Consider the following 23,207-nt stretch of genomic DNA (forward strand, 5'->3'; position numbering starts at 1 on the left):
AGGCGATCAAATGCGAAAATCCGAGAAAGAATTCACTGAGCAGAACCTCTTTAATATTAAAAAGTTGTTCTATGATAAATTGGCGATGAATGAACCACCAACCGTTACGAGATCAGATTCATCATTATATCCATCCGCTCCATCTGCACAGACTAAGAAGTCCATGAATAGGGGAAGAAAGTATCGCAAAGCCATCTATATTCCTGTAACCGCTGCGTTATCGTTATTTCTTGTTACAGGTGCAGCTGCATCTGTGGGCATCATTGATCTGCCTTCTATTCTTCATTTTCTAGGTGCAGATCGGATTGGCATTCTTCAGCCTGTTCATCAGGTGAGTGAAGATCAAGGGATTCGAATGGAGGTTATAGGTGCTGTCAGAGACGGAGATACAACGGAAATCTATGTTTCATTATCAGATCTGACGGGTCATCGCATTGACGATACATTGGATGTATATGATTACAGGGTAACCGGAGGTAATGCAAACAACGCTCAGATTATTCATTACGATGATGCTAATAAAACGGCTATTGTCCGATTCCTCATTCAAGGAAAAGTCAGCAAAAATCGAATTACAGTTCAGGTAAATACGCTGATGTCAGGTACCTCTCGTCAAGATGGTTACAATGTCCAAGTAGACTGGGATCGATTGTTACAAGATAAGAAAATTAATGACTATGATATTCTGAATCAAGATCGTATAAGTGGCTTGGGAGGTAAAACCGATATTCAGATGGAAACCGATCCAATTCCGGTATTGCATCAGGATGTAACGAATATCCCTATTGAGGGCATCGCATGGATGCATATTTCCAATATGGGTTTTGTGGATGGCAAGTTACACATTCAGATTAATCCAGATAATGAGATTGGCGAATATAATCATGGATATTTCTACTTCACGGATGAGCAAGGTCAAAAGCTCGATATTCCCCAATATTCCATTAGCTACGGGAGATTCATGAAAAATGGAGTAGACATTGGTGGGGATTACATTGAGTATGTGTATGATCTGTCCGCTGTTGACAAATTAGATCCGTTGAGACTTCAAGGTAGCTTTACGAGCATTAGTGAAGTTGTACAAGGGAATTGGAAAACTACTTTCAACCTGGGTCAAAATGCTTTGAGTAAAAAAGGAAACATTCAGCTTGATGCAAATGGAGCCTCACAGGCAAATGTAACTCTTTCCTCGGTTGGCGTCACACTTACAGGTGAGGCACTCAGCAAGATTCACATGGAGAATCTGAGTATTGAAGTTCACCTGAAGGATGGTACCAAGTTGACTGGCAAATCCGGTTTCCTCCAGCTTGATCAGGATCTCATTAAGTGGATATCCCCTAAGACCATTCCGGTGAACGATGTGAGCTACCTGTTACTCAATGGAAAGAAAGTGACTTTGCAAGATAGATAAATAATTTAAAAGTGGATAGCAGTGATCGGAAGGCGGTTTTGTCACCGGAGTTGTAAGTGTGAATATTTTTAAGTCCAACTTATATAAAATGAATTACATGTCATATCCCGATTTATGACGCATACCATTAGGCGAATGCGGTCATAAGGGAGGAAACTGAGATGTCCATGAGCGAACCGCTGTTAACGCAGATTGTGAATCAACATATTCCGGCTGGTGCAACGGTCGTCACTATTGATAAACCTGTTCAACATCAAGCAATCTATGCGGCAGATCTTACCGGTGACGGTATGCCGGAGATTGCTGCAGTCTATCAGTTGAATGGTGAGCTGTATTTGCTCATTCTGAAATTTGTTCAAGGGCATTGGATCAAGATGGCACTAATTAAGGGATTGGGTTATGGGGTGACTTTAATGACTGCTGCCCCTGTAACTTCAACGGCAAGGAACAATCTCATCATTGGTTGGCGGATTGGATCGATCTGGTCTAAGCTGGCCGTATATGAGTGGACTGAATCAGGGCTCAAAGATCTGGCGCCTGACGATCTATATTATAGCTATGCGGAGATTATAGATATGCCTGGTTCACATGGTCGAGATGGCAAGGTGGAGATTGCACTCTGGATACATGACACAGGTGAAGCTTATCGTGCGGAGATTATCCGATGGCAGAATGGGAAATGGGTTCCTGCACCGGACGTATATGTAGCCTATTATCCCAAAGTGGTGCAATATTACGAGCAACTAACCCAACAATACCCTGATTATATCTTCTACTGGTATTACCTTGCGGATGCTCAGTACCATGCAGGTCAGTATCCGGCAGGACTCGTTTCAGTTCAGAAGGCACTCCGTTTCCCGGAAGCGTATCCTTCCAGGGAAGTACTACAGGAACTGGAAAAGAAAATTAAGCAGGCGATGGTCCCCATAAGCCATGCTCGGGTAACAACATGGTTATACCCCATCTCCGTTCGAACCACGAATGGGACGCGTTGGGGATATATGGATGCCCAAGGTCACATTCGGCTTGAGCCAGTTCTGGATGACGCGCAAGCGTTCCAGCCCAATGGATTGGCTGTGGTTGTGAAGGATGGTCATGCTGGCGTAATTAATCTTCAGGGGCAGTATGTCGTTCAACCTGTATACGATTCCATCAATTCCTTTTCTGAAGAACGGGCGATAACCATTGATTCTCAAGGATTTAAGATGATTAATGAACAAGGCACAGTTCTGACCAAACGGGCATACCCGTATATCTCGAATATGAAGGACGGCCGAGCGTTGTTTTACGATTCCAACCCTGGTCAGACAGATGGAACGGTGAGTCTGTATGGTTATCTGGATGCTTCGGGCAATGAGGTGATACCGGCACAGTTCACATCAGGGAATGATTTTCAAGATGGCAAAGCGGTTGTGCAGATCAAAGATAATGAATATGCGCTTATTAATCGCAATGGACAACGACTCGCTACTTATCCCTATGCCTATGTGGGACCACTGGGGGATGGACTGCTTGCTTTTCAAAAAGAGGCTTCTGGCAAATATGGGTATATCGACGAACGGGGGAATATTCGCATTCAGCCCAAGTTTTCATCGGCATTTCCTTTTAGTGGCGGGCAAGCGATTGTCAATACAGCGGAGGATTACAAATCGAACTATGGTGTCATTAATACGCAAGGATCATTTATCATTCAACCCGCTTATAATGACATCCGTGAACTAGGTGAGCATCGTTACGCGCTCGGGCAAGCCATTAATTCGGAGCAGCCTTATATTGGCTCTGTATATGCGATTGCAGAGACGAACGGTAGAAGGCTTACGGAGTTCTTCTATCGTGATGTAGGCAATTATACAAACGGTCTTGCATCAGCTTCTGACGGAAGACAGACCTATCTGCTGGATCTGAGTGGTAGGCCTGCCGCTGGGTATCCTTATGTAGAAGGTTCGGGTACGCTGGAGGTCGTGGCACCAGATCTGATTAAAGCCTATGTAGACCAGCGCTTATCTTATGTGAACCGGGCAGGACAGATCATCTGGCGGCAAAATACAATCGTTCCACTTCATCCGCCGTACCGTGTACGCGAAGAGAAGTACAAACCGAACAGGGACTATCTCGTATATTATCCGCAAGTGGAAGGATTCACGAACCAAGCGGAGCAACTTGCGCTGAATGCCAAGTTGAAGGAGCTCTCTCAGGTTAAACCGATTCCTGCCGATCAGCAGCTAGATTACACGTATACAGGGGATTTTGATATCACGTTCTATCAGCAGCAATTATTGCAATTGCAACTCACAGGTTATAACTACCCGGCTGGTGCAGCGCATGGTATGCCTACGATGATCTATGCGATTATTAATCTGACGAACGGTCAGTTGTATGAGCTGAAAGATTTATTTAAACCGAATAGTGACTATGTCAAAGTGTTAAGCCAGATTGTGGGGGATCAGATCAAAAATGATCCTCAATACTCTTATGTGTTTCCAGACACTTACAAGGGTATTAGTGCGGATCAGCAGTTTTTTGTTACAGCGGATGCGTTGCATCTTTATTTCAATCCATATGATATTGCACCGTATGCGGCGGGATTTCCAACGTTTACGATTCCTTTTGTGCAGATCAAAGATATCATTAATACAGGAGGTTCGTTCTGGAGAGCTTTTCATAGTTGAGTGCCATTCTAATTGCATGACCCACCATGATCGATTGAACTCTGTCGCCATCAACGATGGCGGCTTTTACTGATTAATGATGTAAGTAGCCAATTCTCATATTTATCTATATTAAATGAAAGATATTGCGGGAGTTAGAGAATAGAAAAGTCATATTTATCTATACAAGTAAAAACAATTTCTCCCACAACACTTCTTTTGCATGGGTACGATGATTCTAGAAGAACAAAAGTAGTTGAATCAGAGCCATCGCTATGAGTTCACGTTAATAGAAACAAGTCGCCGCTTGTTTGTTTGTGTTGTTTGTTCGAAATCATGTAATTTGAGCGGTTCCGGCTGCGTTTATACATTGAGGTGGTGATCAGATGTTGGTGAACGCGATTCAACGATTTGTGGTATTAGGACTTATATTTATCGGAATTTTTTTCACAGCACTTATCGTTCTTGAAAGGATTGAAGGGTATCAAATAACAACAACAGAGTACTACGGGTTACGTAATCTAGGAGTCCTGATATATATTTTGTCGCTTATGCTTGGGTTCGGTCAATATATACTCGCTTTTTATGTTGTGATTCTAAGCCCGATCTCATGGCTGATGTGGAAATGTGTACGCTCTCTTACAGTGAGAACTATCATATATATGATTGGGTTTGGTTGGGGAGGGTTGTGGGTTTTTAATCAAATGTACAATCCATATTTCGTTAATGGATATGAACTTAATCGAATGACATCTGTCTGGATCTTTGCCATCGCCGGTGTAATTTATGCCATTGTGGAGTATAAGGTTTGGCGAAGAGGGCAGATGTAGAGTGAACAGAATAGTACTTAACTTCTGTTAGATATCCTTACTTGGTTTACATAATTATTATTTTGTTATTATGAGACAGAAGCTACATGGACGACATCAGTTATGAAATTTAATAGTTTGTAATAAAATTCACAAAGGTAAATGAGAAAAATAGGAGTTATATCGTAAATAGGTGTTATACTATTTGAGTTGTGTACATAAATTTAGATGTTTTCTAATGAAGGGAGTTTATGAAGAAATTTAGCCGCTTAGTTTAAAATTTTAGTTTGGAGGAAAGTATTTTGTATAAAGCAGGTTTTTGGATTAGATTAGGAGCAAGCATTCTGGATAGTCTTATTATTTCAATTCCTTTAGTGATTATTGCGGGTGTTCTTACCGGCAACTTTGATGCGGATGAGCCGATTGCGAAACTACTTAGTGCGTTATACTCAATTTTATTACCAGTTTACTGGTATGGTCGAACCATTGGAAAACGTATATGTGGAATTCGAATCCGTAGCTACGATACACACGAACCGCCCAAAATTGGTACAATGCTAATGCGAGTTGTTGTGGCTGGACTCGTGTATGTAATAACTTTGGGTATCGGAGTTATTGTGAGTGCTTTTATGGTTGGTTTGCGTGAGGATCGACGTGCGATTCATGATTTTATTGCAGGAACAGAAGTAGTCTGGGATTAAAAAAATCGGAGAACTATAAAGAATTGAAGAAATGGCTGTACAGGGTTTAAATCAACTGTGCAGCTTTTAATCATTAGTACTGTTTCACAAAACTCGTATTTTGTACATATGTATAAGTCTTCTCAGATGGAATTTGATGAATTAACTGATTTATTTTCTTTCCCTCTAATTCTGAATCTTTTATCGTATTTCCATCTTCGTTCCCGTCTTTAACTACATTCGTTTTTTCAAAGTGAGCGAGTGAGATATGTAGAAATTTATGATTACTTCTCTCTTTCTTGTATGTCTCAATAACGCTGCTTTTTCCGGCACTGTAAGCACCTGTTATAGCTATATTTCTTTAACCATTGGGTTCGTCAAATACAAAGTCTAAGGCTTCTCTATACACTTTTATGTCTGCATTTCCTATGGGAATTAACTTTTGAAAATTTATAATTATTAGGATCATTACTCATGAGATTAGCGATCTCCTTCACTTTCTATATAATTAATGTAGATAATATTTCGTCTTTCCCAATCTAATTTTACCATAGAACGATAGGAGTTACTCTAAACACGTAGTTTAAAAAGCTAGTTAGATATACGCCTAATCGGCAATCGGACTATGTTCTTGTCCCTCGACAAACGCATAGTTGGAATACCAATTTTAAGACCCCCGCTGTCCGACACGAGGGTCTTTCCCCAACCCAAGGTAATTTATCCAAGTTGATCTCTATCAGACCAACATCTTCTAGATCGCTTAATTGAAGTTTCTACTGTTTTGCAATTTCTTTATAGTCAAACCAATCAAAATCAACATATGAAAGATCATGATGATGGTTGCCATCTTGATTTAACGCTTCATTTAAATCTAGTTTGGCTTGCTTACTTCCATAAAGACCAATGTAGGTTCCAGTAAAACCACCAGCACGATCAGTACTAAGCAATCGACCATCGGCTTTTTCGAATAACACACCCCACGAAGCACACTCATTGGAACGATAATAAAAGCTGTACTCCTGTTCATGTCCAACAACCTTGAATTGAATATGAGGATCGCTCCATGGATGAGAGATCAGAAGTTTATCCACCCCTACCTCCCTCTTTACAAGACGAATAACAGGTTTTCCTTGCTCCAATCCCAGCTCCATTCGGAAGTGATAATCCTGATTGTGAAATAAGGTCAGACCTGCGGTTTCACCCTCATTTTGAGGCTTAAACTCCATATTTGTAGATGCACTGAACGTCAGGTGCTGCTGCCGCCGACCAACAAAAGCAGGATTGCTCAGTTCCGTCAGCTGCTCCTCCTTCAATCGCAGACGCAAATGCCCAGGTCGTTCTGTCATACTCCAAAATTCTCCGCGCGGCGTTCTCAGAAAATTCCATGTAGGAGATAGAGAACTCTCTTCGAAGTCGTCCCGAATCGGTTCACTTGGCCACCGCACTTCAGGCAAGTTAGGTGATCTCGTTTCCAGCTCCAATCTGCCCACTCCTGGACTAACAACAGGCCATTCCTGTTCCCACTTTACGGGTGCCATGAATGTTTCCCGCCCCAGATTTCGGTAGTAACCTCCGGCTGTTCTGGATGCCAGACATAGTAACCACCACTCACCTTGCTGTGTTTCAATCAGTTCTGCATGTCCTACATTAACAATCGGATACGTTCTTCCCAGATGTCTATGCGTCAAAATCGGATTGGATCGGTGCCCCTCGTAAGAACCTGTAATGTTACGGCTACGCGCGATGGTCACGGCATGCGTATGTCCAGTTCCCCCCTCCGCAATCAACAAGTAATACCAATCATCCTTCTTATAGATATGCGGTCCTTCCTGAGCATGAGCCACCTTAAGCGCGCCCTGCCATATGCTTACTTTTTCGCCGATGAGCTTGCCTTGCTCCAGATCAATTTCTTGAAGCCAGATATCCATATGTTTGGGGTATTCCTGACCGTCAGGTGGAATCCGGTTTCCTGTATAATACGCTCTGCCATCTTCGTCGAAAAATAGGGATGGATCAATACCTGGGGCATCGTCCAACCAGATGGGATCAGACCAATCACCTGACGGATCAGTAGTGGTTACATAGAAGTTATGTTCCTTCTTTTCGTTATCAACGAATGTAGTAATCATATAGAATGTGCCGTTATAATACCGAATTGTTGGAGCCCAAATGCCCCGAGAAGGCATAATTCCATCCAAATTAAGCTGTGAAGTACGGTCAAGAACATGACCTAGCTGTTGCCAATGAACCAGATCTTTACTGTGGAATAACGGTACGCCGGGAAAGTATTCGAAACTGGACGTAACGAGATAATAGTCTTCTCCTACACGAATGGCCGACGGATCTGGATGGAATCCCGGCAACACGGGGTTGCGAAATGTTTTCACGTCAAGTTCTCCTTCATTCAAATGTTATGGATCATTAATCAGCGCTCTCTTGCACGAGTGAAAGTTCTGCGGCCGGATTCCAATTATCCGCTCCGGCAAAGAGCTGGGCAGGCATATATTTCTCTGCCTCTTCCGTCGTCAACTGAGTCGTCCAGTTAAAACGTGCTTTGGGATTCGCTCCAGGCCCGTAACTGGCAAATTCGGCAAAACGTGCTGTACGTTCATTATCCGGATTACTCCAGTTATTCCATCCAGATGCACTAATGTGACTATCCATATAGCTGTTGATATAGACTACATTGGCATAAGGTCTCCACGGTCTGCCAAGAGGTATGGTACCAGCAAGACTTGAATCGCCAGTAATGCGACTATTCAGGAATACATAACCAGACTTCTCTTCCGCAGTGGATGCTGCAGTAACGTAACCATTGCTTAAACTGTGAATGACGCTGTTCTCAAACAATGCCGTTGCATTGCCAAATATAAAGTCGACATCACCTTCAATATAACTGTCCACATAATATTGCCTTCCATCATTCACATAAAGTGTGTCCTGCCACCCTTTCAAGCTAACGTCCCGGAATACCAAACGATCGCCGCGAGCGAGCAGAGCAACCGCTTGACCTGCATTGTCGCCAGCATCATTTTGTATCGTCAGATGCTCAGCTGTAAAATCGTTTGTCTGCACCCGGAAGCTATAGCTACCAGAGGTACCGAGTGCATTGCCGGAAGAATCCAATGTGCTGGCAGAATCACCGTAGATCAGCACAGTGCCCTCCCGGCTCTCTCCAATGATACGCAGATGTTTTTTGCTGGACGGTACGTCCAGCTTCTCACGGTAAATTCCGTCCTTGATTCGTATGATGGTAGGAAGCGTGCTATTGTCTGGAACAGCATGAATAGCTTCCTGAACCTGTTCATATTGTGCACTTCCATCAGATGACACGGTTAGAACCGGTGCAGGAATTTCAGATATTGGAGCGGATGACATACTCTCGCCAACTTGATTTAATGCCGTAATGACATAATAATAGGTGGTGCCATTGATTAACTGTGTATCAGAGAATGAAGTATCATTTACATTGGAAGCTACAGTAACGAATGGTCCTTCGGGTGATTCACTTCGTTTCACTGCATATTCCTCAGCCCCCTCGGCTTCTTGCCAAGCAAGAGTGATTGCACTCTCTCCTGGCTCGGCACGAATCTCTAACGGGGTCTGAGGTCTACCATCATCCACTGCTGGTCGTGTGCCAGCGGCTGCGGAGTCAAGGCTTCGTGTGCCTTGAGATAGTGCGGTCACTTTATAATAATAGGGCTTACCGTTTACGAGTCCTGTGTCCAAGTAGGAAGTTCCAGATTCCTGATCAGCAATGACATCATAAGTTCCAGTCAGGGACGTTGCACGCTTGATCACATAAGTCGAAGCTCCTTCTATCGCTTCCCACGTGATTGAAACGGATTCAGGAAGAGACTCTACTGTGACTTGGGGAGTAGATAAAGCCATGGTCGGTGTTACAGCAACAGGGGTAGAATCTGCCCCCTCTCCTCCAATACCAGTCGCAGACACAACGTAATAGTAGGTCGTACCGTTATCCAGTCCCCCATCCCGAAACGTAGGAACAGCCGTACGAGATGACACCGTTGTATACGAGCCTTCAGTCTGCAAACTGCGTTTTACCGTGTAGTAGTTAGCTGCTTCAACTTCTTCCCACGTTAAATCTGCCTGTGCATTTCTCGCAACAGCCATCAGATTCTCAGGCATTTCTGGTCGTACAGCATCCTCTGAAGGTGTCACTGAAGACGTATTGGAATTACCGCTCTCGCCCAAAGGGCCAACGGCCGTCACGACATATGTGTAGGTCGTTCCATTGTTGACCTCTTCGTCAATGTAGGTTGTCTCCGTTAATTCAGTAGCAATCAATTCATAGTCGTTCGCGGACTGGATACTACGCTTTACATTGTACGTAGAAGCTCCGTCCGCTTCCTCCCAGTGCAATCTCACCATACCATTGCCTGGTTCGGTACGGAGACCTTTAGGAGAACTAACAGGTTCAACATAGAGTTTGACATTGTCATAGAACAATGTGCCTTTACCCGTGCCTGGTGTTCTGGCAAACATTCGTCCTACACCTTCGGCAGTCACATCGGCCTGGAACGGCACATCATCTGCGACGCGCACATCATCAACGTATATATCCGCTTTTTGTGAGGCTACATTGCCAACGATCTTGAAGTTGTACCATTGATTATTGACCGGTGCATCCATTAATTTGTGATCTTTGCCGTCTTTTTTGTATATTAGCGTATATTGATCCTCTGCTACCGGAGCAGAAGGTTTGCGTAGCTCAATGGAGAGTGCGGAGCGACTGCCCGTTCCATTTTGCAATTGCAGAACGGTTGATGTGCCAGGCCAGCCTTGAGACATGATATCAGCCTCAAACACAAAACTTCCCCGCTGTGGTGGAAATGATCTTACGAATTGGGCGATCCCAGCCCCATTGTCATATAACATGAGTGCTTTAGTAGACGAGTTTCCTGTAGTTCCTATGGGAATCGGGGTAACAACGACTTTAAGGTCGTTCGTCTGTGGGTCAGGTTGTACAATGTAATTTGCTGGTGTTGTATTGATCTCATTATCCTCAAAGTCATCATCCATGTAATAGATGGTCTCTGGCTCTCCTTCCGCTGCTGCACTAGCCTCATTGGAATAGAAGCTTGTGCCATGATTATTCGTAGCCTTCATTGCATAATAATAGGATTTACCTACAGTAAGATTGGGATCTGTGTAGGTGGTGGTCGTAATCCCTTCTTGCTGCAGAGTGTATGGACCACCAGGAATCTCTGCTCTATATATCGAATAAGAGTCCGCACTTTGCACTTCATCCCAATGTAACTGAATCGACTTGAGGTCTGGCTCAGCTATAAGTTCAGTAGGTGCTGTCGGGAAATCAGTAGGCAACTCCTGAACAGATGCATTGGAGAAAACTGATGTATTGAGCTTATCAACTTCATCATCCGGTTTGGAAGCATCGGCTGCTAATCCGATGTAGACCGTTTCGTCAGCTGGTAATGATTGTGAATCAATAACAAACCAATCGTAGCCGTCCTTGGATACGAGTGAAGTCACTTGATCACCGAGTCGTACAAGCCTTACCCAATACGGAAGTGTGACCATGCTGCCTCGTTCCTGATGCACAACTTCGTTGCCCGCTGCATCACGAACGAGGCTGACCGCTTGTTGTCCTCCCTTCACATAAGCGACCATGGCGGCAATAAACGGAGATGACGCATCTAGGCTTTTACGAATCATGACACCTGCTTGGGCTCCATTATCGGTAGCTGTCACCTGATCAACTCTAGCTACAATCTCACCATTACCCTCTAAGGTCTGGTAAGCATAGTGGAAATGATCCGTCTCTCCACTAATATCTCCAGCTGATTTTACCGTAACGTCAGTATGGTCAGCCCCCAATTGGGTATGACCCGTAATGCCCGGTTCTCCAATATCGTTGGATGACCAAGGGGAAATACTACTCTGCTTGTGAACGTGTACCGTGACATTGTTGGACTGCGTTGAAGTCCCTGAGTCATCAATCGCTCGCACGGTGAGATAATGCGTGCCATCCTGCACATCTCCCCATGTGAACGTATAAGGCGCTGTATCATCTTCCCCCAGTTTCACATCGTTTTGGTAAAATTCCACTTTGGCAATGCTACCATCAACATCAGAGGCAGAAGCGGTGATCTCAACGGAAGACCCTTCAGTCTGAACGGTATGGTTGGCAGGTGATTGAATTTCAACCGTAGGATTCATAGATCCATTGCCAGCTATGCTGTTCAAATATACTTCGAGATAGGTATAACCTGATTCATGTATTTCATTGCGGTCAGCAGGATCATTAGGATCGAGTCCCTTGCTAATCTCCCATTCGTCAGGCATACCGTCATGATCCGAGTCAACCAGAACTGAAGCAGTCTCCTCGAACTCAAGGTAACCCCCGACTTCCTTTTGTGAATTAATATGTTGTCCAGTACGATTCTTCACGTCATTCACGATTCGGGCATCGATGGCGTCACGTCTAGGCAGACTTGCACCTGCTTTTGCCAGAACTTGCTCATAGGCTGTTTCAGCTTCGTCCATGGATGCGGGATTAGCCATCTGCACAGGAGAGAGCAGTTTGGAATCTGGATTCGCAAGTTCTCCCACACCTAACCAGTTGTCCGCTGTGACGTCGGGATAACTGTCCACGACATTGCCACTCACATGTAATCGTGTATCAGTTGCAACATCAAGGAAAATCTGATCCCGGGCGTTACGATACGTATTCGGTCCGTATTTATAGTAGTTATTCATTAGATTATAGTTGCCTTCCTCACCGCCATAAGCAGAGAAGAACCCCCAATTATAGACAATATTGTTGTAGGACTCGGTATTAAAACCAGGAGCTCCTGCAAATCTCGGGTTACGGCTTACGTTATGAGCAATGATGTTATGATGGAAGGAGGTGTTGTTCCCGCCCCAGATGCCTGCGTATCCATGCCGCCCCTTCTGATGTGTAGTCATCAGCATGCTCTCCGCGATAACAGACCACTGCACAGTTGTATTCTCGTTGGCGTACATACTTAGCACTTCATCAACAGACCAGGTAAATGAAGAGTGGTCGACCATAATGTTTTTGTGATATCGCCCACCAAATACATCATCCTCACTTGGGTGTTTATCCCCGAGCCGGAAGCGCATATGCCTGATGATAATGTTGTCCGCTTGGAAAGTAGTCCAATAATCCGATACAGTGATTCCTTCTCCTGGAGCTGTCTGTCCGGCAATGGTGATATTAGAACCGGTAATCGCCAGAGGTGATTCCAGATGAATCGTTCCCCCCACTCTGAATACTACCGTGGTATCGCTGTGACTAACGCCATCTCGAAGTGATCCAGGGCCGGAATCCGCAAGGGTGGTCACTTCATATACTGAACCTCCCCTACCACCTGTCACGTACTTACCGCCGCCTTCAGCACCGGGAAATGCGGGCAATAATGGAGCAGCTTCATCTTCTGCAGCAACCATACCTGGCAGCAAACTGAATAACATCGCAACGACCAATACGAATGATACCATTCTTTTCAACGAATCTTCCTCCTTCGGTTTACTTGTACTTGTGCAGAATGTTACCTCACTGAAATCCAGATATTATGCAATAAACCTATCTGTGATCTGGCATCACCTCCTCAAAATAATGTAAGCGTTATCAGCTTAAGGATGCGAAAACCCGTTGTAATCCGAAACCTATCCGTACTCTTCCTGCGATCACGTTCTAGGTTTCCGATCCAACGGGTCTCGGTCATAGTTCATTAAACTTTGGCATGCAGCAGGTACTCGTATTCGGTACATGCGAGCAAGAAAGCGCCCATTCCTTTTTGATCATTCGTTATAATCGGTTCACTTATATAATACGCGTAACTTCCGTCACGCCTTGCATCTCCACCGAGCCCTGCAACCTGGCAGTTTTTGTAGAGATTCACCCAGCCCTGATTGGTTTCCATTACGAATTCAGAGATTAATCCTGCATAAGCATGATGCAGTACTGGTTCCCATTCCTCTGATAACCATCCAAGGCGAACCCCTTTGGCCATCGCGTAGACAATCATGCTGGATGCTGATGCTTCGAGGTAATTTCCTTTGCGACCTCCCTCATTCACCACCTGGTACCATACCCCACTAACTGTATCCTGATAAGTGCGCAGCGCAGTCATCGTATCTGTGAAGATATCAACCAACTTGCGATAATCGGGATGATGGCTTGGTAATAAATCCAGAACATCCACTAAAGCCATAACAAACCAACCGATAGATCTGCCCCAGAAGTTGGGTGATTGTCCTGTTACTGAATGGCTCCAAGGCTGAACGCGTTGTTCATCCCAAGCATGATAGAGCAGTCCTGTAGCATCGTCTCGGGTATGTTGGGCACACAATATAAATTGCTTAGTTACATCGTTCAACAAGCCCTCTTCGGGCTCCCAGCGAAGCAAGTACTCCAGATAGAAAGGCGCGCCCATATAGAGACCGTCCAACCAGATCTGATAGGGATATACTTGCTTGTGCCAGAAAGCTCCTTCTGACGTACGCGGGTGAGTCACAAGCTGTTCACGTAACAGACCTGTCGCAAGCTTATATTTTATGTTCCCTGTTCTGTCATACAGGCCGAACATCAGCTTGCCGTTATTCAAATGATCAATATTATGTTCTTCCATCCGGTATCCCCGAATCGATCCATCACCTTGAATAAAATAATCCATATTGTGCTGGATGTATTGTGCATATTGCTCATCACCAGTCGCTTGCCATAACCGTTCAAATCCTTTTAGCACTACCCCATAATCATAAGACCACTTGCCGTGATGCCCATTCTCTTCATACAGCTTAGGGGTTCGCTCCATAATGGATGCGGCTGTTTTGGCTGCCCATAGATCTTTAGCAGATTTCTTCTCAAGCATCTGTAGATTTCCTCCTCCACACGTATTTGCTGTTTATTTATTGTTTAAAACGGTTTGATGAGCTGCCTCGTATTCGGTAATGATTTTGTCGCCGCCCGACTTCCTCCAGGTATCAATTGCACTCTGGAAGCCTGCACGATCCAACTTACCCAGGATATACTTGTACGTTGCATCCGTGATGATCTTCTGCAACTCAGAGCCTTGTTCTGAGAACGTTGGTGATTCCAGCGAATACACCGGGTTCAGCACGGCAAAGGTTGTATTTTCCTCAATTAACCGTGTAGATTCAATACGGAGTGGGTCAGCATCCATAATGGCATACCCGTTCTCGTTAGGACGAGAGGAAGAAAACGGTTGTACCTCTTGTTCCCATAGTTTGGTATCGATAATAGTGGCGCCATTGTTCTCGTCAAGGCTATAATGTACATCTTTGATACCGTACGTCATTAAGGTAAATACCTCTTCACTCATCAGATCATCCATGAATTTCAGCACACGTTTCAACTCGGCTTCGTCTTTGACCTCCGATTTAGGAAAAGCAAGCAGTCCACCTACACCATTGGATGTCGACCAGATCGCTCGATCGCTCTCATTTCCTGTGGACGTAATATCATTGACCATGACAAGCTCCATATCATCTTGGACACCTTTGGCAAGATTGAACAGCCCTTTACTATCAAATAGAGCTCCTACATAGATCCCTGCCTTACCCTGTGCGTAACCTTCCTGTTGATCCTTCTTGGCTGTTACGGCAAAATCCTGATTAATGTATCCATTGGTGTACAGCTCTTTCATATAATCCATCGCCTGAATATAACCTTCGGACTCAAACTCAGGTGTCACTTTGCCATCCTCACTAATCGCCCAACCACTTGGTGTACCAAAGTAAGATCCTAGAGTCTTAAACGCACCGAATACCAAATCACTGCGATCAATGAATCCGGTTGTGTCTTTCACGCCATTGCCATCGGGATCTTGTTCTGTAAATGCTTTTGCTACTTCCATGAGTTCTGCCGTTGTTTTGGGCACAGGCAAACCAACCTTGTCGAGCCAGTCTTTACGTAAAATAACACCATTGCGCGCTACCTGCTTTTGCATCGGAATACCGTATAACTTTCCTTCAATGGATGCCGAATTGCGCATATCCTGAGATATGCTTTTCAGGTTCGGGAATTCATCGAGATACGGTCCAATCTCCCAGAAGACGCCTGCTTTGAGCGCATTGCGAACGGAAGAATTCTCCAGAATCGTCAAGGATACGATGTCAGCGAGAGAACCGGAAGCAAGTGAAGTATTGAGCCGTTCTTCCTTGGAAGCATCCGGAATCCAGGAAAACTGTATATCCACATCCGTAATCTCTTCAATTTTGTTGAGTACGGTATCCGTAGGTGGTGAAGCGGTATGCATGATATTCAACCAACTAATCGTCGTTTTGCCATCAGCATTGGTTCCTGAATCCCCACTTCCTCCCGCACAGGCAGATAACAGTAAAGCTCCACTTAACGTAAGCGCTAACAATTTGGCAGTTCTAGATCTCATCGTTCAATCCCCTTTTCACGAATTATCGTCATTCTGGATAGCTACTAGTACACGCCGTCTTCTCCTAATTTTTTGGCGAGACGATTAGCGAACATAACCAGCACCAAACCTACCAGACCTTTGAACAACCCAACCGTTGTACTAAAGCTCAATTGTCCATTCTTCAAACCTGCCGTGAAGATATACGTATCAAATATCTCACCGACCTCCCGGTTAAGCGAATTCAATAGCAAGTACATATGTTCAAAGCCAAGTTCTAGCGTGTTTCCGATTTTGAGAATCAATAATGTAATAATGACCGGGCGAATTGCGGGTAACGTTACGTGCCACATTTTACGCAATCTAGACGCACCGTCCATCTCGGCAGCTTCATACAGCTGGGTATCTACAACGGTAATGGCTGCGAGGTAGATGATGGTTGACCAACCGGCTTCCTTCCATATAATCTGCAAAATGTACATCGGACGAAGCCATTCTGGAGAGGTTAAGAAGCTGATCTTGCTACCACCAAATGCAGCTATAATTTCATTGACGACGCCCCCATCCACACTAAGAAATACATACGTAATGGAGACAATAATCACCCATGACATGAAATGTGGAATATACACGATCGTCTGGATAGAATTTCGGAATAATCTGTGTCGTACTTCATTCATCATGAGCGCAAGGATGATCGGAATCGGGAAGAAAATCACTAATTCAAGCGCGAACAAGATCAATGTATTACTAAGTAGCATGGCGAAGGTTGGTTCCGTGAACAGACGGACAAAATGTTTGAAACCCACCCATGGACTATCTCTAATCCCTAGATACGGCTGATAATCCTGAAATGAAATAATAAGTCCGCCCATCGGAAAATACTTGAAGATCACAAAGTAGATAAAACCGGGAAGAATCATTAAATAAAGAAGCTTGTTGGATGCAGCGTTTCTCAAATAGTGACCTAATCCTTTATTCCGATGTGCTTTGTGTTGTAACGAAACGACTGAGGGCTCAGATTCTCTCACTGCTTGCTGACCTCCTTGTTTGGGATGGTGTAGTTGATTGCTTCCTAAGCATATGAGATGTAAGCGATTCCGTACATAATCATTAGCTATTGTAGTTGAAGGATTCCCCGTGCAGCGCGGCTTGAGGCCAGATGAACAGGTGCAGATCGTAGATCATGATTATTATTGGTACTATGGATTATCATGGAATTTCAATGCTTTTGCATCACTATAACGTTCCAGTTCAAGTCAGTAGGTCAGGATTATGTACGTAATATTCTTCGCTTGTTAAGGTAAGGAAGAATCACTACTTAACAAGGAGGAACATATCAGATGTCCAAACACAATGTTAAAAAGGAACAACTCGGTGGCGTCATATTCAATGTAATGAATTATACGTTCTTGCTTCTTTTCTCTCTCGCCTGTCTTTTACCCTTCGTAAACGTCGTTGCCAGTTCCTTCGCTTCCACGCAGGAGATTGTGCAGAAGAAGTTTATTCTGTTTCCGACCTCCTTCTCACTTGATGCTTATCGTTACATCTTCTCCACACCTACCATCTTCAAAGGACTCGGCGTATCCATCTTCATCACGCTGGCAGGAACCGTTGTCAGTATGACGCTAACGGCACTTATGGCTTACGGGTTATCCAGGAGATATCTCATGGGACGGAACTTTATCAATTTCTTGGTCGTCTTCTCGATGTTGTTCAGCGGGGGGATGATTCCTACCTTCCTGGTTGTGAAGGCTGTTGGGTTAATCGACTCGTACTGGTCCATGATTATCCCTACTGCGATCAATGCATTCAATCTGATCATCATGCGCAATTTCTTCCAGGCGCTACCGGATAGTCTAGAGGAATCTGCCAAAATTGATGGTGCCAACGACTTTCGCATTTTGCTGCAAATTATGATCCCGCTGGCTCTACCTTCCATCGCTACCTTATCTCTGTTCTACGGGGTATCCTATTGGAACACGTATATGAATGCGATCCTATATCTCAACGAGTCCACCATGTGGCCGCTGCAAGTATTGCTCCGCCAGATTGTCATTGTATCCAGTGGCATGGATGGCAACAGCTCGGTTGTAGACATTGTTCCTCCATCTCAGACCATTAAGATGAGTGTCATTGTTGTGGCTACTGTACCGATGCTGCTTGCGTATCCTTTCGTGCAGAAGCACTTTACCAAAGGGGCTTTACTTGGTTCAGTGAAAGGGTGAGCTGAACCACATATTGAAAATAAATCCCCTCGGGATCAACCTGAGGGGATATACACTTATATGGAATGGAGTTTAATTTTGAAGGTGCTTACGGATTACCAGATAAATCTAACGTTTACGGGAATGCTCAGCTATCCATCCGCAACCTTCGATATGCACCAGGGGTGAGATTCTCTTTTTTCCGAAAAGTACGTATAAAGTTCTGGGAATTCTGATATCCCAGTCGTTCGGCTATATCTTTGATGGGCATGTTCGTGTCCACCAACCATTTCCTTGCTACATCTAGTCTGATATTCATTAAGTACTCGCTAAAGGTCATATTGTACTCTTTACGGAAAATGCTACTTAGATAGTTCGGCGTATAATGCAATCGTTCACTTATGGATTCAAGTGACAAGTCCTGATCGTATTCCGTGCGTACAATAGACGCCATACGATCTGCAAGTGTGCGGAACTGTTGACTCGCTCTCTCCTGCATACTATCTACCATAGGATAGATGACCTCGTGAACAAGAATGTGCTCAACTTCTTCCGGATTCAACGTGTGCAGCAGTCGATGATACAATGTGCCGTTACTCTGTGTAAGCAACACGTCCGTACCAATGAGCTGCTCCAACTGAATCAAATTGTTCACGAATCGAATCAATGTGATCTCCAGATTCATTGGATTAAGGCTATGTTTCATCATATCCGCTAACAGCGGGTATAACGTGCGCGTCACCTCTTCTCTGTCTCCTAGACGTATGGCATCGAACAGCCGACTCTCCAATTCTGTAGGGTAGTGAAGTAAGGTAGGTCCGCTGCTACCGCGTATGATATCCTCATAGAAAATAACGGACTCTTTGCCTAGCTTAAGACGCTGGTACAATGCTTCAAGACTCATATCACAGGCTTCTCGTGTATTCATCAGGTCTCCATATGGACCACTGAAGCCCACACTGACTGAAGCAGACCAATACTCTCGCGACAATTGGATAACTCTTTTGGCATAGTGCATCATCACTTCTCGATTGTCGGAAGAACTGGAAGCAAAGGACAATATCGTTGCTTGTGTCCGTTCATTCAACACGACGGGTAACATCCGTTGGGACGGGGGGATGATCTCCTGCACTAACTGATTAACGGCCAACAGCAGTGTATCTTTATCAGCCAGCGGGCCTTTCCCGGGACGGTCAATCTGAATCAACATGGTCGAATATTTCTCGTTGTGTATCTTCGTATATTCGAATCGTTCGAGATAGCTATGGATCTCTTCCCTGGTTAACCTATTCTGTAGTACATTTAGAACGAATTGTGTTTCAAGTTTAGGCTTTTCAAGGTGGATAAGTTGTTCGAGATGTTGTTTCTCTGAAACAATAGAATGGATCGACTGAATGATCCAACCGACCTCGTCCCTGACCGTTCTCTCAGCACGTCCACCAAGACTATGCTGAATTTGAAGAACGGGCTTGGCAAGCCTCAAAGCTATAATGTATGCAAGAATGATCATCAGAGCCATAATGACGGCACCCATTACAATCAAACCCAAGCGGGTCGATGATAGAGCTATGCTGACTTCTTTTTGGTTGGGAATTGTGATATAAGTCCATCCATTATAAGTAGAACGGGCGTACAAGCCCATCATTGAATCACCCGATGCAGCAGGAATTGTAATCTGTCCTGAAGGAGGCTCACTAACTATTTTTTTGCTGATTAAGTTCATTTGCTCAGCAGATATAGGGCTTTGTTCGGTTAAAGCTGCGTAGAGCAATTCACCCTGTTTGTTCAAAATGTAGATCGGAGCATCGGATTGCGTCTGCAGGGATTGATTCATTGTTCGCAAAGAAATGTCCGACATCGCAATGGCTTCCTTGTCCTTCGAATACATTGGTAAAGCATGTAGCAATCGAAGACCTTCCTTTGTTTTGGTCCAATAGAGATTATTGCCTTCCGGGTCAGCGAATAAGGCTTGCATCCTTTGCTTCTCTTCATCTGTAATTCTTTTTAACGACCCGTTAGACAGGCTCCAATTCTGCTTCAGACTCACAAGCGAATACTGTACGCCATCAAGCCCCATCGTCGCAATATACCCTAACTGGGAATTGAGTTCTCGGTAAGCTTCATAATCTTGCCCGCTTAATGGACTGTTAATGACCTTACGAAACGATGGCGTTGTGCTGTACGTGGCGAATGCGTATTCAATGGTTTGAATTTTTTGTTCCAGTGTATTTCTCACCTGCAGAATTAAGCTTTGGTGCCCTTCGCTTACACGCTCTATAACAGATTTTGTAGTTGAAACATAGATATAACTCCCAAAACCTACAACGAGTCCAATGCTAAGGAGTAGGATCGAGACAAAGATATTCGTAAACGTTTTACTCTTTCGCATGTCCTGCTCCTCCATCTGTTTGAATTGGTACATCAGATCTGAGTTCATTTGTCATGAAACCCTTCACGGCAGATATGTAATCGCTTGCATTTTTCTGCACTATAAAAACTGTAAGCCTTGGTAGATCTCGTTACACTAGAGTTTATCATGGCAATGAATAAGAATATAGACATAAAGAATTTAAAACTAGCCAAAAATTGCACTGGAGGTTAAGATGGATGTTGCCTTTTTATGAGATTCGTAAGGATGAAATTTCGGTTATCCGGAATTTGAAGGAGATTTCATTCCCTCCACATATGCATGGATATCTTGAAATTCTATATGTTATTTCAGGGTCTCAACGGATTGAAGTGAATGATCAAACGTATAATTTGCACGAAGGTGACGCAGCAATGATATTCCCTGATATGGTTCACCGTTACGAAACAACTGGACATTCCTCAACGAACGAGGTGTTGATTATTGTGCATCCCAAGCTCTTAGGCGGTCTGTTTCCTGATCTGACTCGCTTCCATCCCAAGAATCCCATTATCACTAAACCATATGTTCATGAAGATGTTGCTGTCGCTTTTGAGAAAGTGAAGCGTGATGATGATTATGCCATTAAGCTTGGTTGGACTCACATTATCATCGCACATCTATTACGCGAAATTGAATTTGAACAAGTACAGCAACTCCCCGTACAGGATTTATCCAAGAAGCTGATGGAATACTTAGCAACACATTTCACTGAGCCCATCACCCTAGACACTCTTGCCTACGAGTTTAACGTAAGTAAATATTATATTTCTCGCATTTTCTCTAAGCGGTTCAAGATGAACCTGCGAAACTATCTATCGATGCTTCGGGTAGAATATGCTTCCATGCTAATTCGTACAACAGATGCATCACTTACAACGGTGTGGATGAATGCAGGATTCGATAGTCAGCGTACATTCAATCGGGTGTTCCAAGCGATTTACGGCATGACACCACGAGATTTTAAGAACAATGTTAGTAACTATCTGAAATGAATGAAGAATAACCAGAGTACCATTGACTACAATGGCTCTCTGGCTCCAGAAATGGAAATAAGTCAATTATCGATGACTCGTCAATGATTAATATGGTTTACAATGTCGTCTATAACTTCCCGACAAGTCAGAATCTCGTGGATTCCTCCTGCTGATGGAGAAACACTAATGGTTCCTTGATCTAAGTTCCCTAATAGGAGCGCTTCTTTATATCCGTTTTTATGATACGGAACAGCCTCTTGAGCTTTCCCTTCCTTAATGAGCTGATAAGCTGTTATTCCTCCTAGTGTTGGAATTGTTCGCTCATGAACTCCTTCAAGTTCAATGATTTCTTCACTGTTGACCTGAACAATTGCGCGTTTTGCCGCCTGACTCGCGGGATTTTCCACTGTAGCTATGAATCTTGTTCCCATATACACGCCTTGTGCGCCCATCGTGAAGGCTGCTTTAGCTCCTCGTCCATCAATGATACCGCCAGCCGCGATTACAGGTATACTAACAGCTTCGGTTACTTGGGGTAGCAAGGTAAAAAGACTAACATTGTACTGACTAATATGACCTCCTGCTTCGCTACCGGTGACAATAACAGCGTCAGCTCCATGTTTCTCTGCTTCTCTGATGTTCTGAACTGTAGGTGTGATTGGTCGATACAGAACCGTGATGCCGTGCTTTTTTAACTTAACCATTTCGCTTGCAATCATCTGGTTTCCAATGGCTACTACATATTTCACCTCTTCTTCGATCAGGATGTTGAAAAGCATTGTAGTAAACGGTTGAGTACCACTGTCATCAAACGGAAAAATATAATTTACAGCAAAGTTCTTATTCGTTAACAGCTTCACTTTCCGAATCTCGTTTCGTACGTTGTCAGCGTACTCTTCCAAACTAGTTGGATTAAGAGTTTGTCCTGCATTTGGCCCCAGTACCCCCATGCCTCCAGCATTACACACAGCTGCTACCAGCTCTGCTGAAGTGACCCAATTCATAGCCGCAGACATAATGGGATATTCTATATTTAATAACTCAGTAATCTTATTCATTGGATAAGCTCCTTTATATATGTTTGATGTGTTGATTGAGGAACGCTTCAATGTCTTCTATACTAGATGAGACCTTCATATTAGAGAAGTAGGCAATAATAATGAACATAGTCACTTTTATAGTACTATATGACGATTAGATTGATCAGTGAGAGGAAGAAATATATGAGTCGGATATGTTTGGATGGATTTCATGAAGAATTTAAGGAAGATTACCCTATGATTTTTGGGATGGCTTACACTCAGCACGTACTATCAGGACGCTGGAAGTTTCTCATTATCTGGTTCTTGAAAGATCAAGCACGACGATTTCATGAGATCAGATCATTTCTGAATGATATACCGCAAGGCTCTTTAACGAAACAATTGAGAGAGTTAGAAGAAAACGGGCTCATATCAAGAGAAGTATTTCCAGAAGTTCCACCACGCGTAGAGTATTCTCTGTCAGAGAAAGGACGGGATTTCCTGCCTATCTTAGATATGATGGAGAAGTTTGGACTGAAGCATGGGGAGATTAAAGAGACACATACGACTGATCCGACTGAGAAGAAATAATAATCATACGATGTAATGAGACTCAATTCGCTTTCAGTTTTTAATAAAGGTACAA

The 23,207-nt window shown here is 43.9% G+C and carries 15 protein-coding genes; 7 read left to right on the forward strand and 8 right to left on the reverse strand.

The genetic code is table 11. From position 1 onward, the window contains the following. Positions 1 to 10: 10 nt before the first annotated feature. The 4 genes from MKY73_RS13360 to MKY73_RS13375 all read left to right on the forward strand — a co-directional run bounded on the left by MKY73_RS13360 (position 11) and on the right by MKY73_RS13375 (position 5,569). The gene (locus MKY73_RS13360) at positions 11 to 1,411 is read left to right on the forward strand and encodes a hypothetical protein (protein WP_339307990.1); all 1,401 of its coding nucleotides are present in this window, start codon (positions 11 to 13) and stop codon (positions 1,409 to 1,411) included. A gap of 161 nt (positions 1,412 to 1,572) precedes the next feature. Then, positions 1,573 to 4,080, forward strand: a complete 2,508-nt coding sequence (locus MKY73_RS13365) for a WG repeat-containing protein (protein WP_339307992.1) — start codon at positions 1,573 to 1,575, stop codon at positions 4,078 to 4,080. A 365-nt stretch (positions 4,081 to 4,445) separates the two neighbouring features. Further along, entirely contained in the window at positions 4,446 to 4,889 is a 444-nt protein-coding gene (locus MKY73_RS13370) for a hypothetical protein (protein ID WP_339307994.1), read from the forward strand. A gap of 281 nt (positions 4,890 to 5,170) precedes the next feature. After that, positions 5,171 to 5,569: an RDD family protein gene (locus MKY73_RS13375; RefSeq protein ID WP_339307996.1), complete on the forward strand. Its 399-nt coding sequence runs from the start codon at positions 5,171 to 5,173 to the stop codon at positions 5,567 to 5,569. A 73-nt stretch (positions 5,570 to 5,642) separates the two neighbouring features. Here the strand turns inward: MKY73_RS13375 and MKY73_RS13380 are convergent, their stop codons facing one another. The 6 genes from MKY73_RS13380 to MKY73_RS13405 all read right to left on the reverse strand — a co-directional run bounded on the left by MKY73_RS13380 (position 5,643) and on the right by MKY73_RS13405 (position 16,871). After that, a complete protein-coding gene (locus MKY73_RS13380) occupies positions 5,643 to 5,903 on the reverse strand; it encodes a hypothetical protein (protein WP_339308580.1) in 261 nt (86 codons plus the stop codon). A 418-nt stretch (positions 5,904 to 6,321) separates the two neighbouring features. Further along, positions 6,322 to 7,935 carry a glycoside hydrolase family 43 protein gene (locus tag MKY73_RS13385; RefSeq protein WP_339307997.1) on the reverse strand — a complete coding sequence of 538 codons (1,614 nt, stop codon included), beginning with the start codon at positions 7,933 to 7,935 and terminating at the stop codon, positions 6,322 to 6,324. A 34-nt stretch (positions 7,936 to 7,969) separates the two neighbouring features. After that, complete coding sequence (locus tag MKY73_RS13390) at positions 7,970 to 13,054, reverse strand: pectinesterase family protein (protein WP_339308581.1); 5,085 nt, start codon at positions 13,052 to 13,054, stop codon at positions 7,970 to 7,972. A gap of 233 nt (positions 13,055 to 13,287) precedes the next feature. Further along, positions 13,288 to 14,430 (reverse strand): glycoside hydrolase family 88 protein, encoded by a 1,143-nt coding sequence (locus MKY73_RS13395; protein ID WP_339307998.1) that lies wholly within the window; start codon positions 14,428 to 14,430, stop codon positions 13,288 to 13,290. Between the two features lie 33 nt (positions 14,431 to 14,463). Beyond that, positions 14,464 to 15,969, reverse strand: coding sequence for an extracellular solute-binding protein (locus MKY73_RS13400; protein ID WP_339308000.1), 1,506 nt, complete (start codon positions 15,967 to 15,969; stop codon positions 14,464 to 14,466). Between the two features lie 44 nt (positions 15,970 to 16,013). Then, complete coding sequence (locus MKY73_RS13405; protein ID WP_339308582.1) at positions 16,014 to 16,871, reverse strand: ABC transporter permease subunit; 858 nt, start codon at positions 16,869 to 16,871, stop codon at positions 16,014 to 16,016. 420 nt (positions 16,872 to 17,291) lie between these two features. Between MKY73_RS13405 and MKY73_RS13410 the strand changes: the two genes are divergently transcribed. After that, positions 17,292 to 18,176 (forward strand): carbohydrate ABC transporter permease, encoded by an 885-nt coding sequence (locus MKY73_RS13410; RefSeq protein ID WP_339308001.1) that lies wholly within the window; start codon positions 17,292 to 17,294, stop codon positions 18,174 to 18,176. A gap of 127 nt (positions 18,177 to 18,303) precedes the next feature. Here MKY73_RS13410 and MKY73_RS13415 read toward each other — a convergent pair whose 3' ends face one another. Continuing rightward, positions 18,304 to 20,544 carry an AraC family transcriptional regulator gene (locus MKY73_RS13415; protein ID WP_339308002.1) on the reverse strand — a complete coding sequence of 747 codons (2,241 nt, stop codon included), beginning with the start codon at positions 20,542 to 20,544 and terminating at the stop codon, positions 18,304 to 18,306. A gap of 218 nt (positions 20,545 to 20,762) precedes the next feature. On the opposite strand from MKY73_RS13415, the gene MKY73_RS13420 reads away from it, so the two are divergent. Then, the gene (locus MKY73_RS13420) at positions 20,763 to 21,557 is read left to right on the forward strand and encodes an AraC family transcriptional regulator (protein WP_339308004.1); all 795 of its coding nucleotides are present in this window, start codon (positions 20,763 to 20,765) and stop codon (positions 21,555 to 21,557) included. Positions 21,558 to 21,637: 80 nt separating this feature from the next. On the opposite strand, the gene MKY73_RS13425 is transcribed toward MKY73_RS13420, so the two are convergent. After that, positions 21,638 to 22,597, reverse strand: a complete 960-nt coding sequence (locus MKY73_RS13425) for a nitronate monooxygenase (protein WP_339308006.1) — start codon at positions 22,595 to 22,597, stop codon at positions 21,638 to 21,640. A gap of 165 nt (positions 22,598 to 22,762) precedes the next feature. On the opposite strand from MKY73_RS13425, the gene MKY73_RS13430 reads away from it, so the two are divergent. Further along, the gene (locus MKY73_RS13430; protein WP_339308008.1) at positions 22,763 to 23,152 is read left to right on the forward strand and encodes a helix-turn-helix domain-containing protein; all 390 of its coding nucleotides are present in this window, start codon (positions 22,763 to 22,765) and stop codon (positions 23,150 to 23,152) included. The last annotated feature ends 55 nt before the right edge of the window (positions 23,153 to 23,207 follow it).

It is taken from the genome of Paenibacillus sp. FSL R5-0519 (assembly GCF_037974275.1).
GTDB lineage: Bacteria > Bacillota > Bacilli > Paenibacillales > Paenibacillaceae > Paenibacillus.

Coding starts and splice junctions, on each gene's coding strand:
- MKY73_RS13395 (WP_339307998.1), bottom strand. CDS start 14,430: ATGCTTGAGAAGAAATCTGCTAAAGATCTATGGGCAGCCAAAACAGCC.
- MKY73_RS13400 (WP_339308000.1), bottom strand. CDS start 15,969: ATGAGATCTAGAACTGCCAAATTGTTAGCGCTTACGTTAAGTGGAGCT.
- MKY73_RS13415 (WP_339308002.1), bottom strand. CDS start 20,544: ATGCGAAAGAGTAAAACGTTTACGAATATCTTTGTCTCGATCCTACTC.
- MKY73_RS13405 (WP_339308582.1), bottom strand. CDS start 16,871: ATGATTCTTCCCGGTTTTATCTACTTTGTGATCTTCAAGTATTTTCCG.
- MKY73_RS13390 (WP_339308581.1), bottom strand. CDS start 13,054: ATGGTATCATTCGTATTGGTCGTTGCGATGTTATTCAGTTTGCTGCCA.
- MKY73_RS13430 (WP_339308008.1), top strand. CDS start 22,763: ATGAGTCGGATATGTTTGGATGGATTTCATGAAGAATTTAAGGAAGAT.
- MKY73_RS13365 (WP_339307992.1), top strand. CDS start 1,573: ATGTCCATGAGCGAACCGCTGTTAACGCAGATTGTGAATCAACATATT.
- MKY73_RS13360 (WP_339307990.1), top strand. CDS start 11: ATGCGAAAATCCGAGAAAGAATTCACTGAGCAGAACCTCTTTAATATT.
- MKY73_RS13410 (WP_339308001.1), top strand. CDS start 17,292: ATGTCCAAACACAATGTTAAAAAGGAACAACTCGGTGGCGTCATATTC.
- MKY73_RS13420 (WP_339308004.1), top strand. CDS start 20,763: ATGTTGCCTTTTTATGAGATTCGTAAGGATGAAATTTCGGTTATCCGG.
- MKY73_RS13425 (WP_339308006.1), bottom strand. CDS start 22,597: ATGAATAAGATTACTGAGTTATTAAATATAGAATATCCCATTATGTCT.
- MKY73_RS13370 (WP_339307994.1), top strand. CDS start 4,446: ATGTTGGTGAACGCGATTCAACGATTTGTGGTATTAGGACTTATATTT.